At 66.7% G+C, this 15857-nt stretch carries 12 protein-coding genes; 6 read left to right on the forward strand and 6 right to left on the reverse strand.

Going from position 1 to position 15857, the window contains the following annotated elements; genetic code table 11:
* Positions 1 to 69: 69 nt before the first annotated feature.
* From AC1RLU_RS02335 to AC1RLU_RS02355, 5 genes are all read right to left on the reverse strand, one after another.
* The gene (locus AC1RLU_RS02335; protein WP_492793685.1) at positions 70 to 2004 is read right to left on the reverse strand and encodes a bifunctional 5-dehydro-2-deoxygluconokinase/5-dehydro-2-deoxyphosphogluconate aldolase; all 1935 of its coding nucleotides are present in this window, start codon (positions 2002 to 2004) and stop codon (positions 70 to 72) included.
* A gap of 106 nt (positions 2005 to 2110) precedes the next feature.
* Positions 2111 to 2980 carry a MurR/RpiR family transcriptional regulator gene (locus AC1RLU_RS02340; protein WP_113584918.1) on the reverse strand — a complete coding sequence of 290 codons (870 nt, stop codon included), beginning with the start codon at positions 2978 to 2980 and terminating at the stop codon, positions 2111 to 2113.
* 97 nt (positions 2981 to 3077) lie between these two features.
* Positions 3078 to 3881 carry an SDR family NAD(P)-dependent oxidoreductase gene (locus tag AC1RLU_RS02345; protein WP_492793686.1) on the reverse strand — a complete coding sequence of 268 codons (804 nt, stop codon included), beginning with the start codon at positions 3879 to 3881 and terminating at the stop codon, positions 3078 to 3080.
* A 96-nt stretch (positions 3882 to 3977) separates the two neighbouring features.
* Positions 3978 to 4997, reverse strand: a complete 1020-nt coding sequence (locus AC1RLU_RS02350; protein WP_061969920.1) for a TRAP transporter substrate-binding protein — start codon at positions 4995 to 4997, stop codon at positions 3978 to 3980.
* A gap of 53 nt (positions 4998 to 5050) precedes the next feature.
* On the reverse strand, positions 5051 to 6919 hold the full coding sequence (locus AC1RLU_RS02355) for a TRAP transporter large permease (RefSeq protein ID WP_113584920.1): 1869 nt from the start codon (positions 6917 to 6919) through the stop codon (positions 5051 to 5053).
* Between the two features lie 234 nt (positions 6920 to 7153).
* Between AC1RLU_RS02355 and AC1RLU_RS02360 the strand changes: the two genes are divergently transcribed.
* The 3 genes from AC1RLU_RS02360 to AC1RLU_RS02370 are packed head-to-tail and all read left to right on the forward strand — an operon-like array spanning position 7154 to position 10520.
* A complete protein-coding gene (locus tag AC1RLU_RS02360; protein ID WP_492793687.1) occupies positions 7154 to 8041 on the forward strand; it encodes an IclR family transcriptional regulator in 888 nt (295 codons plus the stop codon).
* Positions 8038 to 9672 carry an acyl-CoA synthetase gene (locus AC1RLU_RS02365; protein ID WP_492793688.1) on the forward strand — a complete coding sequence of 545 codons (1635 nt, stop codon included), beginning with the start codon at positions 8038 to 8040 and terminating at the stop codon, positions 9670 to 9672. The genes AC1RLU_RS02360 and AC1RLU_RS02365 overlap by 4 nt, the downstream gene beginning before the upstream one ends.
* Complete coding sequence (locus AC1RLU_RS02370) at positions 9669 to 10520, forward strand: PCC domain-containing protein (RefSeq protein WP_061969915.1); 852 nt, start codon at positions 9669 to 9671, stop codon at positions 10518 to 10520. Before AC1RLU_RS02365 ends, AC1RLU_RS02370 begins: the two co-directional genes overlap by 4 nt.
* Positions 10521 to 10532: 12 nt before the next feature.
* Here AC1RLU_RS02370 and AC1RLU_RS02375 read toward each other — a convergent pair whose 3' ends face one another.
* Positions 10533 to 12158, reverse strand: coding sequence for an acyl-CoA synthetase (locus AC1RLU_RS02375; RefSeq protein ID WP_492793689.1), 1626 nt, complete (start codon positions 12156 to 12158; stop codon positions 10533 to 10535).
* Between the two features lie 120 nt (positions 12159 to 12278).
* On the opposite strand from AC1RLU_RS02375, the gene AC1RLU_RS02380 reads away from it, so the two are divergent.
* The 3 genes from AC1RLU_RS02380 (at position 12279) to AC1RLU_RS02390 (ending at position 15844) form a co-directional block, all read left to right on the forward strand.
* The gene (locus AC1RLU_RS02380) at positions 12279 to 13175 is read left to right on the forward strand and encodes a beta-keto acid cleavage family enzyme (RefSeq protein ID WP_492793690.1); all 897 of its coding nucleotides are present in this window, start codon (positions 12279 to 12281) and stop codon (positions 13173 to 13175) included.
* Entirely contained in the window at positions 13172 to 14401 is a 1230-nt protein-coding gene (gene pepT / locus AC1RLU_RS02385; protein ID WP_492793691.1) for a peptidase T, read from the forward strand. Before AC1RLU_RS02380 ends, pepT begins: the two co-directional genes overlap by 4 nt.
* 75 nt (positions 14402 to 14476) lie before the next feature.
* A complete protein-coding gene (locus tag AC1RLU_RS02390; protein ID WP_492793692.1) occupies positions 14477 to 15844 on the forward strand; it encodes an ABC1 kinase family protein in 1368 nt (455 codons plus the stop codon).
* Positions 15845 to 15857: the final 13 nt, after the last annotated feature.

The following is a 15857-nucleotide window of genomic DNA, read 5'->3' on the forward strand; positions in this document are numbered from 1 at the left end:
ATCCCGGATCGGCGCCGCTGTCGCGGCTTGTCCGGGATGACCCGCGAGGATGAAAAGGCAGCTCCAAGCTTACGCCGCCTTCCGGCCGCGCGTGGCAAGCCAGAGGCCGGTCAGCGCCTCGAAGCGGCCAGCCATGTCGGCGATGGCTGCCTCGTCGTCGAGCTTGCCGGAAAGCCAGCCCTCGGCCGCGCTCATGAAGATGGTGCGGCCGACGGCAAAGCCCTTGACGATGGAGGCGGATGCGGTGGCCGCGAAGCCGGCTTCCAGCTCCTCGGCCGGCGCATCGAGCCCGAGCAGCAGGACGCCGCGGCACCAGGGATCATGCTTCGTGATCGTCTTCTCGATCGCGGCCCAGGCGGCAGGGGAGGATTGTGGCTCCAGCTTCCACCAGTCCGGCTTGATGCCGAGCGCATAGAGCTCGCCGAGCGCGCGGGCGATCGTGTCGGGGCCGAGCGGGCCGTTCTTGCTGGCAATGATCTCGATCAGCAATTCGCGGCCGACCTTGCGCGCCGCCTCGAACAGGCCGCGCAGCTTCTCCTGCTGCTCGCGCTTCAAATCTTCCGGGTCGTCAGGATGATAGAAGCAGAGCGCCTTGATGCAATGATCGACCGGCCATTCCGGCAGGAGCGAACCGATATCCTGGCTCGTCTCGAAGCGCAGCGGGCGCGAGCCTGGCAGTTCGACCGGGCGGCCGAGCCAGGCGAAGGGATGGCGGGCGAATTCGAACATCGCCTCGCGGCCATGCTTCTCATCGAGCAACATGCCGTAGCCGGGGCGGCCATCGGCGACGCGGGCGGCGGCCTTGACCGCGAGCACCTTGAAATCGCGGATGCGGGCGGGATCGGCACCGGCCTTTGCCGCGAGCTCTTCAAGCTGCGAGCGATGGTCGCAGGCGAGCGCCATCAGCGAGGGCACGTCGCGGCGGCGCGTCGTCGCCCAGTGGATGTGGTTGATGTCTTCGTCCTTGCGCAGCGCCCGGTGCGGGCTGCCCTCTTTGAGGAAATATTGCAGTTCCTCGAAGGTCGGGCTTTCCGGCGAGCAAAGCAGACGCGAGACGGCGAAAGCGCCGCAGGCATTGGCCCAGGTCGCGGCGGTCTGGAGACTCTCACCACCGAGCCAGCCGCGCAGGAAGCCGGACATGAAGGCGTCGCCGGCGCCTAAGACGTTGTAGACCTCGATCGGGAAGCCCTTGCCGACGATGCCCTCTTCGAGATCGTCGGGGATCGCACCCTCATAGACGATGCAGCCCATCGGGCCGCGCTTGAGCACGATGGTCGCAGGCGTCAGCGAGCGGATCGTCTTCAGCGCCGGCAGCAATTCGCTCTCGCCCGAGGCGATCAGCACCTCTTCCTCGGTGCCGATGATCAAGTCGCAGCCGGGCAGAACGGTCTTCATCCGCTCGGAGACGGCCTGCGAGGCGATGTAGCGGTTGTCGCCGGCATCATGGCCGGCGAGGCCCCAGAGGTTCGGGCGGTAGTCGATATCGAGCACGACCTTGCCGCCGTTTGCGCGCATCAGCTTCATTGCCTTGCGCTGGGCGGCCTCCGGGCCGGGCCGGGCGAAATGCGTGCCGGTGACGACGACGGCGCGGGCCCTGGCGATGAAGGCGGGATCGATATCGCCTTCCTCCAGCGCCATGTCGGCGCAGTTCTCGCGGTAGAACAGCAGCGGAAAGGCCTTGTCGCTTTCGACCGAGAGGATGGCGAGCGCGGTCAGGCGCTCGGGATCGGTCTTGAGGCCGTCGAGATTCACGCCCTCGCGCGCGAGCTGCTCGCGCAGGAAGCGGCCGAACTGCTCGTTCCCGACGCGGGTCAGCAGGGCCGAGCGCAGGCCGAGCCGGGCCGTGCCGATCGCGATATTGGCCGGGCAGCCGCCGACCGATTTGGCGAAGGAGGTGACATCCTCCAGCCGCGAGCCGATCTGCTGGCCGTAGAGATCGACCGAGGCGCGGCCGATGGTGATGACGTCGAGCGCCTGCGCCGATCCGCCGAGCGGTCCCGCCATGTCTTCCTCCCGGCAGCGATGATCATCGAAGCCGAGCGGCTCCGGTTGCGGGAATGAAATAATAATTCCATCAATTCGTCAATGCGGAATGTATGTTCCTAAAGCTTTAGGCGTGTCCGCCACGGCGGCCCCTGCCGCGTCCGGCCCGGCGCGCCTCGCCGACGCCGACGGCGAGCGCCATCGAGAGTGCCATGGTCGAGGCCAGCGTGCGAAACCCGCCGAAATCCGCCTCGGCGACCTCGAACCAGAGCTTGGCGATGCTGGCGAGCGGAGAAAAGGCGCTGTCGGTGATGGCGACGAGCGGCACGCCACGTTCCGCGAGGCCGCGTGCGTCCTCGATCGTCGCGGGCGCATAGGGCGAGAAGCTGATGACGAGGACGGCATCCTTCGGCGTCGCGAAGGCGATCATCTCGGGATCGAGGCCGGCGGCCGACTCGACGAGCTGGTTGCGGACCTGGAGCTTGCCGAGCGCATAGGCGAGATAGCTCGCCACCGGATAGGAGCGGCGCCGGGCGAGGATATAGATCGTCTCGGCGCGGGCGAGCACATCGATCGCGCGGTCGAGCGTGGCTTCGTCGATGGTGCGGCTCATCACGTCCAGCGACTTGCGCGAGGCGGTCAGGAAGCCGTCGAGGATGCGGTGGTTGCCGGCCGCGGTGCCATCGCCGACCCGCAGCGTGTTGAGGCGTTCCTCATAGCTGGAATTGCGCTCGCGCAGGCGGGCGCGGAAGACGCCCTGCAGGCTGGTGAAGCCGTCGAAGCCGAGATGCTGGGCGAAGCGGATCAGCGTGGAGGGCTGGACGCCGGCCGAGACCGCGATGCTGGCGGCGGTGCCGAAGGCGATCTCGTCGGGATTGTCGAGAGCATAGGCTGCGATCTGGGCGATGCGCTTGGGCAGGCTTTCGCGCTGACTGAGGATCGATGCGCGCAATTCGTCGAAGTCGCGCGGCAGCTCCGCAACGGCGGTTTCGCTCATCCTGGATTCCCGTTGCCGTCCCTGTTGTCGACAGTTCTGGCAGCGAAGCGGAAATGGAGCAAGCGTTCCAATGGAGGAATGAACGCTCGACTATAGGTTAGCTCAGCGGTGCGGTTGTGCAGCTCTGGCCGCCATCGACCGGCAGGCAGACGCCGGTGATGAATTTCGCCTCGTCGGAGGCGAGGAAGATTGCGGCGTTGGCGATGTCCCAGGCGGTGCCCATCTTGCCCATCGGCACCTGCGCGTCGCGGGCGGCGACCATCTCCTCGACCGAGGCGTATTGCGCGGAGATCTGCTTGTAGATCAGCGGCGTGTCGATCAGTCCGGGCATGATGCAGTTCGCGCGGATGCCCTGCCTGGCATATTGCATCGCGAGCGCGACCGTCGCCTGGTTCACCGCTGCCTTGGTGGCGTAGTAGGCGAAGTACGGGTAGCCGGTCCAGCGGATCGCTGCGAGCGAGGAAATGTTGACGATGGCGCCGCCACCGCCCTTCAGCATCTCCGGAATGACTGCCTTGGCGCAGCGATAGACCGAGCCGAGATTGAGCTGGAGCGAGGCGTTGAACTGCTCTTCCGAGAGCTCGACAGGGCCGCCCATATGGGTGACGCCGACATTGTTGTGGAGGATGTCGAGCTGGCCGAAATGCCGGGCTGTTTCAGCAACACAGGCCTCGACCGAGGCGAGATTCGTCACATCGGCTGCAAGCGCGAGAGCCTTTCCGCCCTCTCCGGCGATGATCGCGGCGGTCTCTTCGGCGGCCGCATGGTTCAGGTCGATGCAGGCGACACCGGCGCCTTCGCGGGCATAGGCGACTGCGGCGGCCTTGCCGTTGCCCCAGCCGGGTCCGGAGGAGCCGGCGCCGAAGACGATGGCGATCTTGCCCTTCAGCCGGTCGGCCATGGTGTTTGGTCTCTCGATATCAAAAACAAGTGCAGGTCATTTCGGGCGCCGCGATGCGCAGACCCGAAATGACCTGCATGAGGGTGCTAGCGTCGATCAGCTCAGCGAGCTGCCGACGGCCTTTTCCAGGATGCCCCAGGCTTCGTCGCCGTATTTCTTCTTCCACTCGGCGTAGAAGCCGGCCTTGCGCAGGGCCTCGCGGAAGGCATCGGCCTTGGTCTCGTTGGCGACCATGCCCTTTGCGACGAGCTCCCCCTGCACGTTGGCATTGAGCTTGGCGACGTCGTCACGCTCGAGCAGCGCGGCGGCGTTGATGTTCTTGGCGACGATGGCGCGCAGGTCCTCCGGCAGCTTCTCCCAGGCGCGGCGGTTGGCCAGGAACCAGAAGCCATCCCACATGTGGTTGGTCAGGGAGAGGTATTTCTGGACTTCGAAGAGCTTGGCGGTCGAGATGATCGCGAGCGGGTTCTCCTGGCCGTCGACGATCTTGGTCTGCAGCGCGGTGTAGACCTCGGCGAAGTTGATCGAGGCCGGGGCCGACTGGAAGGCGGTGAACATCGAGGTCCAGAGCGGCGAGACCGGCACGCGGATCTTGAAGCCCTTGAGGTCGTCGGGCGTGTTGATCGGGCCCTTGGACGAGGTGATCTGGCGGAAGCCGTTATCCCAGATCTTGTCCATGACGACGAGATTGGCCTTGTTGATCTGGCCGCGGACGTAAGCCCCGAGTTCGCCGTCCATCGCCTTCCAGACCGCATCGTAGTTCGGGAAGGCGAAGCCGATGCCGGAGAGCGAGGCGTTGGCGACCAGCGTCGAGAGGATCAGCGGCGAGAGCGTGAAGAACTCGACGCCTCCCGAGCGGACCTGGCTCAGCATGTCGGTGTCGGAGCCGAGCTGGTTGTTCGGGAAGATCTGGATGTCGACGCGGCCCTTGGTCTCTTCCTTGATCTTGGCCACGGCCTCGTTGGCGCGCGTGTTCATCGGGTGCGCGACGGGCAGGTTGTTGGCGTATTTATAGGTGAACTCGGCGGCCTGCGCGTTGGCGCGGCCTATATGGAACGTGCCGATGGCAGAGGCGGCGGCTGTCGCCTGAAGCAGGGTGCGGCGCGAGATGGTCATGGGCGTTTCTCCTTGAGAGTGTCTGGCTTCTTGCTGGTTTCTTGTTGTGAGCTTCACAGCACCCAGGTCGAGAGGCCGGGGACGAGGGCGATGACGACGAGGCCGATGATCAGGGCGAAGATATAGGGCCAGACCGCGCCCATCGCCTCGTCCGGCGAGACGTTGCCGATCTTGCAGGCGATGTAGAAGCCGATGCCGATCGGCGGTGCCATCAGGCCGATATTCATCGCGGTGACCACGACCATCGAATAATGCACGTCGTTGATGCCGAGATTCTTGGCGATCGGGAACATCAACGGCGCCATCAGCACGATCGCCGGCAGGCCCTCCAGCACGCAGCCCAGGATCATGAAGACGACGATGGTGACCGCCATGAAGGTGAGCCAGCCGCCGGGCAGGTTCGCCATGAAGACGGCGAGGTCGCGGGCGAAGCCGGTCTGGGTCAGCGCCCAGGCCATGGCGAGCGCCGTGCCAAGGATCACCAGGATCGCGCCGGAGAGCGCCGCCGTCTCGACCAGCATCTGGTAGAACTTGCGCAGGCTGATGCCGCCATAGAGCACGATGCCGATGACGAGCGCATAGAGCACCGCGATGGTCGAGACCTCGGTCGCGGTCGCGACGCCGCCGCCGACCGCGGCGCGGATGATGAAGGGCAGGACGAGGGCCGGCGCGGCGACGAGCGCGACCTTGCCGATCACTGCGAGGGGCGCGCGGCGTACGCCCTTCATGTCCTCCGCCGCCGCCTTCCAGCGGGCGAGACCGGCGAGCGCGACCAGCAGAACGCCGGCGATGACGAAGCCCGCGTTGAACAGCCCGGCAATCGAGACGCCGGCGACCGAGCCCAGCACGATCAGCACGATCGAGGGCGGCACGGTGTCGGCCATGGCGGCGCCGGTCGAAAGCAGCGCGATCAGGTCCTTGGGCTTGTAGCCGCGCCGCTTCATCTCCGGGAAGAGCGCGGGCGCGACCGTCGCCATGTCCGAGACCTTCGAGCCCGAAATACCCGAGACGAGATAGAGCGAGCCGAGCAGCACATAGGACATGCCGGCGCGGACATGGCCGAGCAGGGACGCGAGGAAATCGACGATCGCCTTGCCCATGCCGGTCGCGTCGAGGATGCAGCCAAGCAGCACGAAGATCGGCACGGAGAGCAGGATGAGGCTCGACATGCCCTCGTCCATGCGCCCGATCATGACGATGGTCGGGACGCTGGTCGAGAAGGCGAGGAAGGCGAGCGTGCCCAGCCCGAAGCAGAAGGCGATCGGGACGCCCGCAACGAGGCAGGCGGCGACGACGCCGAGCAGGAAGATCAGGATGTTGTAGTAGCCGAGCCCCTTCAGCGTCGGCCCGAGCAGCCAGAAGGCCAGGCCGAACCCGCCGACGACCAGCACGGCTGCGGCGATGTCGACGAGGCGCGCGGTCTTGAAGATATAGCGCAGGGTGAGCAGCAGCATCAGGACGATGCCGACGGCCAGCGCCGAGACACGCCAGCTGACGGGGATGTTGAGCGCGGCCGAGGTAACGTAGCTCTCTTCCACGGCGTATTCGATGGCCGGGTCGACCATCGCGGCCAGAAAGGCGGCAACCGCGACGAGCGCCAGCGTCTCGACGAATTCGCGCAGCCGCGGCGGCATCATGCCGACGAACAGCGACAGCCGCAGGTGCTCGTTGCGGTCGACGGCGATGGCGGCGCCGAGCATGGCGAGCCAGATGAAGGCGATCGAGGCGACCTCGTCGACCCAGACGAAGGGCAGCGAGAAGACATAGCGCGAGACGACGCCGAGCAGCAGCACTCCGATGATGAAGGCGACCAGCACGGCAGCGACGGCCTCGACCGGGCGCATGATGGCCGAGCCGGGACGTGCGTCCTCGTTCTCGCTGAGGTTCTCAGGGATTTTCAGGGTATCGATGACATCGACCATGCGGCGGCCTCAGGTGCCGGTCGCCGGACGCGAAGCGCCCGCTATGCAGGATGCCCTGGGGGCCATCGTTCCGTTCCTCCCTCCGCGCCGATCTTGTTGGGTCGTCGGCGTCGCTTGTGGTCCACACTGTGAATAGCCGGACAGCGGGACGGCAGGCAGATTACACAAGGGAAGCGGCATTGCAATCCGCAAAGCGCCCATCTACGGTTGGAGAACAAGAACAAGGTCCATATCATGGACTGTGTGGAGGAGCGCTTGCCGCCAAATTTCGCGCCCGAAGCCGGGCTGTCCGGCTCGCAGAGCGTCGACCGCGCGCTCGGGCTGCTCTCGCTGATCGGGCGGGAGCCGGCCGAGGGGCTGCCGCTTGGCGAGATCGTCTCCGGCAGCGGCCTCAACAAGCCGACGACGCGGCGCCTCCTGCTGGCGCTGATGCGGGCGGGATTGGTCGAGCAGGAGCCGCAGACGCGGCGTTATTGCCTGGGCGAGGAGGCCTTCGTGCTCGGCGTGCTGGCCGCGCGGCGCCATAGCCTGCTCGAGATCGCGATGGAGGGCCTGCGCCGGCTTTCGGCCGAGACGCAGGATACGAGCTTCCTCACCGTCCGGCGCGAGAACTACGCGATCTGCCTGCATCGGGAGGAGGGGACCTATCCGGTCCGCACGCACGCGCTGCAGGCCGGCGACCAGCATCCGCTCGGCGTCGGTGCGGGCTCGCTCGCCATGCTGGCCGCCCTGCCGGACGACGATGTGGACCGGGTCATCGCCGCCAACGATGCCGTCTTGCTGGCCCGCTATCCCGGCTTTGCGCCGGAGGCTTTGCGGGCCGATGTCGCCGGGACGCGCGCGCGCGGCTTCTCGCTCAATCCTGGCCGGCTCGTCGCCAGCTCATGGGGCATCGGCCGGGCCTTCCGCTACCCGGACGGGCGGGTCGCAGGGGCGCTGTCGATCGCCGCGATCGACAGCCGGATGGTGCCGGCCCGGCAGGCGGAGCTTTCGCTATTGCTGGCGCGCGAAGCCGAGCGGCTGGAAGCGCTGCTCAAGCAGATGTTCGTATCCAAGCGGGCTGCGCGGCCGATCGTGGCCGCCGCACCGCGTTCCATCGAGACAGGGAGAGCCGCAAGATGAGCTCTGCAAAAGCAGCCCCGACCGGGGGCGTCGTGCCGATGACGCGGCGCGTGATGAACCTCGCCCATATCGCGACGCAGAATGCCCGGCGCCTGCCCGCACACCCCGCCTTCATCTGGGGCGAGAAGACGCTCGACTGGGCCGAGATCGATGCGCAGGTCTCCGCGCTGGCGGCGGGCCTGCGGGCGCGGGGCATCGGCAAGGGCGACCGCCTGCTGGTCCATTCCAAGAACTGTGACGCGATGTTTATCTCGATGTTCGCGACCTTCCGGCTCGGTGCCGTCTGGGTGCCCACGAATTTCCGCCTGCTGCCGGACGAGGTCGCCTATCTCGCCACGGCTTCCGGCGCGAAGGGCTTCCTCTGCCATGGCGATTTCCCGGAGCATGCGGCGGCCGTCGCGGCTGCGAAGCCTGCGCCGGAGTTCACCTGGCGGATCGGCGAGGGCGCTTTCGGCGAGGACGAGGTCGGCGCCGTGACCGCGCGCCATCGCGGCGAGACGGTCGAGAACGCCGCGGTCGAGCACGACGATCCCTGCTGGTTCTTCTTCACCTCCGGCACGACCGGGCGCTCCAAGGCGGCGGTGCTGACCCATGGCCAGATGGGCTTCGTCATCACCAACCATCTCTGCGACCTCGTGCCCGGCTCGACCGAAAAGGACGCCTCTCTGGTGGTGGCGCCGCTTTCGCATGGCGCGGGCGTGCACCAATTGATGATCTCGGCGCGCGGCGCGACCTCGATCCTGCTGCCGACCGAGCGTTTCGACATCGACGAAGCCTATCGCCTGATCGCGAAGCATCGCATCAGCAACATCTTCACAGTGCCGACGATCCTGAAGATGCTGGTCGAGCATCCCGCCGCCGACCAGCACGATCATTCCAGCCTGCGCTACATCATCTATGCGGGCGCGCCGATGTATCGCGAGGACCAGAAGGCGGCGCTCAAGAAACTCGGCAAGGTGATCGTGCAGTATTTCGGGCTGGGCGAGGTCACCGGCAACATCACCGTGCTGCCGCCGGCCCTGCACGAGGCCGAGGACGGCCCGAACGCCCGCATCGGCACCTGCGGCTTCGAGCGCACGGGCATGCAGGTGCAGATCCAGGACGAGGACGGCAAGGAGGTCGAGGCGGGCGTCCAAGGCGAGATCTGCGTGATCGGGCCGGCCGTCTTCGCGGGCTATTACGACAACCCGGAAGCCAATGCGAAATCCTTCCGCAACGGCTGGTTCCGCACCGGCGATCTCGGCCATATGGACGAACAGGGCTTCGTCTACATCACCGGCCGCGCCTCGGACATGTACATCTCCGGCGGCTCGAACATCTATCCGCGTGAGATCGAGGAGAAGATCCTGACGCATCCTGCCATCGCGGAGGTCGCGGTGCTCGGCGTGCCCGATCCGGTCTGGGGTGAGATCGGCATCGCGGTCTGCGTCAACCGGCCGGGCCAGAACGCGACCGAAGGCGAGATCGCGGATTTCCTCGGGCCCAAGATCGCCCGCTACAAGATGCCGAAGCGCTTCCTGTTCTGGGAGGCCCTGCCGAAATCGGGCTATGGCAAGGTGCCGAAGCGCCTCGTCAAGGACGAGCTGGAGAGGCGCGGCGAGCTCGATTTCCTGAAGGGGAAGGCATCGTGAGGCGCATCCAGCAGCCCGGTACGGGAACGCCCGAGCGCATCCAGTGGGTGGAGTGCGGCGGGCGCTCCTTCTCGCTGACGCTGCCGGCCGGTGTGCCCCTGCTGGAGGCGGTGAGGAGCGGCTTCGCAGCCGAGGGGTTCGCCTCGGGCGTGGTGAAGCTCGACGGGCTGAAGCTCTCGCCCTTCGCCTATGTGATGCCGGCGCTGTCGAAGACGCCTGAGCATGCGGCTTTCTATAGCGACACCTTCCGGCCGGAAGGGGGAGCTGGTGTCGAAGTGGGCGCGATGACCTTCGGCCAGCGCGATGGCGCGCCGTTCTTCCATGCTCATGCGCTGTGGGTGGAGGGCGATGGCAAGCGCAGCGGCGGCCATATCCTGCCGGATGAGACGGTGGTTGCCGAGACGATCACCGTGGAGGCCGTCGGGCTCAATGGCGCGGTCTTTGCGGCCGAGCCGGATAGCGAGACGCATTTCAAGCTGTTCGGGCCGGTGGCGGCGGCATTGGGTGGCGCCGGGGCAGGGCGGTTCTTCGCGCTGCGGGTGAAGCCGAATGTCGATTTCTGCGGGGCATTGGAATCGTTTTGCGCAGAGCGCGGCATCCGCGAGGCTGTCATCCATGGCGGTGTCGGCTCGACCATCGGGGCGCGGTTTGTCGATGGTGGTGTGGTCGAGAATTTCGCGACGGAGGTTGCGATCACGGAGGGGCGGATCGCCCGCGGTGCCGGCGGCTTCGAATCGGCGATCGATGTCGCCTTGGTCGACTATAGCGGCGCTCTGGCGAGCGGCCGCCTGAAGCGTGGCGACAACCCGGTGCTGATGACGTTCGAGCTCGTGCTGGAGGCGCGTTGACGTTTCAGCCCGTCAACCGCCCTGCTGTTTCGCGATCTCCCGGTTGCGCAGATCCTTGCGCATGATCTTGCCGGTCGCAGTCAATGGCAGCTCCGTCACGAACTCGACCTCGCGCGGATACTGGTAGGCTGCCAGCCGGTCACGCACGAAGGCCTGGATTTCCTTCGCCAGCTCCGCCGTCGGCGTCACATCCGGCTTCGGCAGCACGAAGGCCTTGACGATCTCGGTGCGGACGGGATCGGGCACGCCGACGACCGCGACCATCAGCACGGCCGGATGGCGGATGATGCAATCCTCGATATCGCCGGGCCCGATGCGGTAGGAGCCCGAGGAGATGATGTCGTCGTCGCGGCCCTGGAACCAGAAATAGCCTTCCTCGTCGCGCGCGCCGCTATCGCCGGTGACGAGCCAGTCGCCGATGAACTTCGCCGCGGTGGCTTCGGGCTGGTTCCAGTATTCCAGCATCATCACCGGGTCGGGCCGTGCGACCGCGATCAGCCCCTGCTCGCCATCAGGCAGTTCGCGCCCCTCGGGCGAGATCACCGCGACGCGGTGGCCGGGCACGGCACGGCCCATCGAGCCGGGCTTCACCGGGTAGAGGCTCGCGCAGTTGGAAACGAGCAGGTTCGCCTCGGTCTGGCCGTAGAACTCGTTGACCGGAAAGCCGAAGGTCTCGCGGCTCCAGTCGAGCATGTCGGCGCCGAGCGTCTCGCCGCCGGTACCGATCGAGCGCATCGCATAGCCGAAGCGTTGGGGATTGTTGACTTGCCGCATCAGCTTGAGCGCGGTCGGCGGCAGGAAGGCATTGCGCACCTTGTGGCGCGCCATCAAAGCGAAGGCAGCTTCGGGATCGAATTTGCGGGCGCGGGAGGCCAGCACCGGCACGCCGCAATAAAGGCTGGGCAGCAGGACATCGAGCAGGCCGCCGATCCAGGCCCAGTCGGCCGGCGTCCAGAACAGGTCATGCGCCTGCGGGAAGAATTCCTGCGGCAATTGAACGCCGGGCAGATGGCCGAGCAGGACGCGATGGGCATGCAGCGCGCCCTTCGGCTTTCCGGTGGTGCCGGAGGTGTAGATGATCACGGCCGGGTCGTTGGCGCGGGTGTCTGCCGCAGTGAAGCGGTCGGAGGCCTTTGCCATCTCCGCCTCGAAATCGAGATGACCGGCGCCGCCGACGACGAAGATCTTGCGCAGGTTGGGCAAGGCGTCGCGGATCGCCTCGACCTTGCCGATATTCTCGGCGTCGGTGACGAGCACGCTGGCGCCGCTATGGCCGAGGCGATGCTCCAGAGCCTCGGGCCCGAACAGGATGAAGAGCGGCAGGGCGATGGCGCCGAGCTTATAGGCGCCGAGATGGGCGATCGCGGTCTGCGGCGATTGCGGCAGCAGGATGCCGACGCGCTCGCCCGGTCCGATGCCGTGAGCGCCGAGCAGATTGGCGAAGCGGTTCGAGGCGCGAGCCAGTTCATCGAAGGAGAGTGTCGCGAGTTTTCCGCCGTCTTCCTCGAAGATCAGCGCCGGCTTGCCTGTGCCGTCAGCATGGGCGTCCGAGCAGGCCGTGCCGATATTGAACCGCTCCGGGATGCGCCAGGCGAAGGCGTCCAGCGTGTCGCGATAGGTCGCGCGGCGTTCGAGCATGGTGGGCTCCGATCTTCGCATGCGTTTGCGCCGATCCTGCCCAGCCGGCCTATGGGCTGACAAGCCCGAGCGGCACAGCTTACGGTCTGCGCAAAATTGCGGAGAAGCGAGGACATGCCCGTGAGCAAGCCGATCTGGGTCGAGGCCGCGATCAACGGCCCCTGGGGCAAGGAGCGCCAGCCCGGCATTCCAATCAGCATCCCCGATATCGTCGCGGACGGCATCGCCGCCGTCGAGGCTGGCGCGGCGATCGTGCATCTGCATGTCTACGACATGGCGACCGGCCGGCAGCGCGACGACTGGCAGCTTTATGCGCAGGCGATCGAGGGTATCCGCGCCAGGGTCGACGCGATCGTCTACCCGACCATCCCGATCCTCGGCTCGGGCTATGCCGGCGACATGATCGGCTCCGGCCGCTACACCCATCTCGAGGAGCTGGCGAAGCGCGGGCTTGCCGAGTGGGGCGTGCTCGATCCCGGCTCCTGCAACTGGACGACCTTTGCCGGCATCCCGGAGGGCGAGGCCGGTTTCATCTACCAGAATCCCGGCGAGCATATCCGCGAGGGGATGGAGGTGGCTGAGCGCCACAAGGTCCATCCGAGCTATGCGATCTACGAGCCCGGCTTCACGCGGCTCGGCTCGGCGCTCGCCAAGGCCTATCCGGCCATGCCCATGCCGATCTACCGGTTGATGTTCTCGGATGCCTTCGCCTGGGGCTTTCCGCCGCGCGAATGGGCGTTGGAGGCGCATCTCAGGCTGCTCGCCGAGGATGCGCCGGAGGCGCCGGTGATGATCGCCGGGCTCGGCGTCGATCTCAGAGACCTCATCGGCCCGGCCGTGGCGCGGGGCGTCCATGTCCGTGGCGGACTGGAGGATGCGCCCTTCGGCTGCGAGAAGACGAATCGCGAATTGATCGCGGACACCGTCCGCCTGGTCGAGGCTGCCGGCGGGAAGCCGGCAAGCGCGGCCGAGGTGCGGGACTGGCTGTCGCGACAGGCCAAGGGAGAGGCGCGATGAGCTTGCGCGACAAACTGCTCGAACGGTTCCTGCGCTATGTCGCGATCGAGAGCCAGAGCGACATGAAGGCGACCAGCCTGCCGAGCACGCCCGGCCAGCAGGTGCTAGCGGAACTGCTGGCCGAGGAGCTGCGCGGGCTCGGGCTGGAGAATGTCGTCATCGACGACCACGCCACGGTGACGGCGCTGAAGCGCGGCACGAAGCCGGGCGCGCCGCGCATCGGCTTCATCGCGCATGTCGATACCGTCGATGTCGGCCTGTCGCCGGTGATCAAGGCGCAGGTGCTGCGCTTCGCGGGCGAGGACCTCTGCCTCAACGCGGAGAACGACATCTGGCTGCGCGTCGCAGAGCACCCTGAGATCAAACCCTATAAGGGCAGCGAAATCGTCTTCAGCGACGGCACCAGCGTGCTCGGCGCGGACAACAAGGCGGCGGTCGCGATCGTGATGACGCTGCTGGCGGAACTGCGCCCAGAGGATCAGCATGGCGATATCCTCGTCGCCTTCGTGCCGGACGAGGAGATCGGTCTGCGCGGCGCCAAGGCGCTCGATCTCGCCCGCTTCGACTGCGACTTCGCCTATACGATCGACAGTTGCGAGGTCGGCGAGGTCGTCTGGGAAAACTTCAACGCCGCCATGGCCGAGATCGTCTTCACCGGCGTCACCGCTCATCCGATGTCGGCGAAGGGCGTGCTGGTGAACCCGATCCTGATGGCGCAGGATTACATGGCCGCTTTCGACCGTGCGCAAACGCCGGAGAACACGGCCGGCCGCGAAGGCTATACCTGGTTCGTCGAACTCGTCGCCAATGCGGCCGAGGCTGTGCTTCGCGCCAATATCCGCGACTTCGACAAGGCGTCCTTCGAAGCTCGCAAGCGGCGGATCGGCGAGGTAGCGGCGGAGATTGCAAAGCGCTATCCGACCGGACGGGTCACCTCGGAGGTGAGCGATGTCTACGGCAATATCGCCGACAGCCTGGGCGAAGACCGGCGCTCGGTCGATCTCTTGATGGCGGCGCTGTCCGAATTGCAGATCGCGCCGAAGCGGATCCCGATGCGGGGCGGCACGGACGGGGCGGCGCTCTCGGCGCGCGGGCTGCCGACGCCGAATTTCTTCACCGGCGCGCATAATTTCCACTCGCGCTTCGAATTCCTGCCGCTGCCGGCTTTCGAGACCTCCTATGAGGTGGCGCGGCGCATCTGCCTGCTGGCGGGGCAGGGCGCCTAGCGCGGCTTGTCGCATTGGCGTGCGGCTCGCCGGTGCCTACATGAGGTGGGCAGGAACAGCGAAAGCACGATCCGCATGTCCGAACGCGACGCCGAAGCCAACCGATTCTCCGCTCGCGCGGCGCGCTATGCCCGCGTCGGCGCCAATGTCGGCGGGGTGGCCGCCCGGATGGCCGGCGCCCGGCTCTTCGGCGTCGAAGGGCGCGACGCCAGCAATGCCGAGGCGCTGGCCAAGGCGCTGGGCGGGCTGAAGGGGCCGATCATGAAGGTGGCGCAGCTCGTCGCCACCATTCCCGATGTCGTGCCGCCGGAATACGCCGCCGAATTGCAGAAGCTGCAATCGCAGGCGCCGCCGATGGGCGCGGCCTTCGTCAAGCGCCGGATGATGGCCGAGCTCGGTGCCAACTGGCGCGAGCGCTTCGGCGAATTCGACTTGAAGCCGGCGGCTGCCGCCTCGTTGGGGCAGGTGCATCGCGCGACGACGCTGGAGGGCGCGGCGCTCGCCTGCAAGCTGCAATATCCCGACATGGAATCGGCGGTGGAGGCCGATATCGCGCAACTCGAGGTGCTGTTCTCGCTGCACCGGCGCATGGGCGCGGTGATCGACACCACCGAGATCGCCAAGGAGATCGGCGCCCGCGTCCGCGAGGAACTCGACTACCGGCGCGAGGCCAAGCATGCCGCGCTCTATCAGGCGATCCTGTCGGATACGCCTGAAATTCGCGTGCCGGCTGTCGAGGCCGGGCTCTCGACCGGGCGGCTTCTCACCATGCACTGGCTAGAGGGCAGCCCGATTCTCTCGCACAAGCAAGACGGGCAGGCGGTGCGGGACCGGATCTCGACGGCGATGTTCAAGGCGTGGTGGCGCCCGTTCAGCCATCACGGCGTCATTCATGGCGATCCTCATCTGGGGAACTACACGGTGTTCTCGGAGAGCGGGGAGCCACAGGGCATCAACCTGCTCGACTATGGCTGCATCCGCATCTTCCCGCCGAGCTTCGTCGGCGGCGTCGTCGATCTCTACAAGGGCTTGCGCGACGGCGAGGAGGCCCGCGTCGTCCACGCCTATGAGACCTGGGGCTTCAAGGGACTGACGAAAGATCTCGTCGACACCCTGAACATCTGGGCGCGCTTCATCTATGGGCCGCTGCTGGAGGACCGGGTCAGGCGCATCGCCGAGGATGTCAGCCCGGCCGAATACGGGCGCAAGCAGGCTTTCCAGATGCATCAGGCCCTGAAGGCGCGCGGACCCGTGACGGTCCCGCGCGAGTTCGTGTTCATGGACCGCGCCGCGATCGGGCTCGGCGGCGTCTTCCTGCATCTCGACGCCGAGCTGAATTTCCACCGCTTGTTCGAAGCGGAGATCGAGGGATTTTCCGTCGAGCGCGTCGCGGCGCAGCAGGGTGCGGCGCTGACGGCTGCGGGGCTGAAGCCGGCGGCATAAGGCGCTCAGTCGC

The sequence above is a fragment of the Allobosea sp. GW822-FHT05A11 genome (genome assembly GCF_058800455.1).

What these genes read in the sequence shown, in the direction of transcription:
- AC1RLU_RS02335 (WP_492793685.1), bottom strand. Translation starts at nt 2,004, where the DNA reads ATGGCGGGACCGCTCGGCGGATCGGCGCAGGCGCTCGACGTCATCACC.
- pepT (WP_492793691.1), top strand. Translation starts at nt 13,172, where the DNA reads ATGAGCTTGCGCGACAAACTGCTCGAACGGTTCCTGCGCTATGTCGCG.
- AC1RLU_RS02345 (WP_492793686.1), bottom strand. Translation starts at nt 3,881, where the DNA reads ATGGCCGACCGGCTGAAGGGCAAGATCGCCATCGTCTTCGGCGCCGGC.
- AC1RLU_RS02350 (WP_061969920.1), bottom strand. Translation starts at nt 4,997, where the DNA reads ATGACCATCTCGCGCCGCACCCTGCTTCAGGCGACAGCCGCCGCCTCT.
- AC1RLU_RS02355 (WP_113584920.1), bottom strand. Translation starts at nt 6,919, where the DNA reads ATGGTCGATGTCATCGATACCCTGAAAATCCCTGAGAACCTCAGCGAG.
- AC1RLU_RS02360 (WP_492793687.1), top strand. Translation starts at nt 7,154, where the DNA reads ATGGACTGTGTGGAGGAGCGCTTGCCGCCAAATTTCGCGCCCGAAGCC.
- AC1RLU_RS02375 (WP_492793689.1), bottom strand. Translation starts at nt 12,158, where the DNA reads ATGCTCGAACGCCGCGCGACCTATCGCGACACGCTGGACGCCTTCGCC.
- AC1RLU_RS02340 (WP_113584918.1), bottom strand. Translation starts at nt 2,980, where the DNA reads ATGAGCGAAACCGCCGTTGCGGAGCTGCCGCGCGACTTCGACGAATTG.
- AC1RLU_RS02390 (WP_492793692.1), top strand. Translation starts at nt 14,477, where the DNA reads ATGTCCGAACGCGACGCCGAAGCCAACCGATTCTCCGCTCGCGCGGCG.
- AC1RLU_RS02365 (WP_492793688.1), top strand. Translation starts at nt 8,038, where the DNA reads ATGAGCTCTGCAAAAGCAGCCCCGACCGGGGGCGTCGTGCCGATGACG.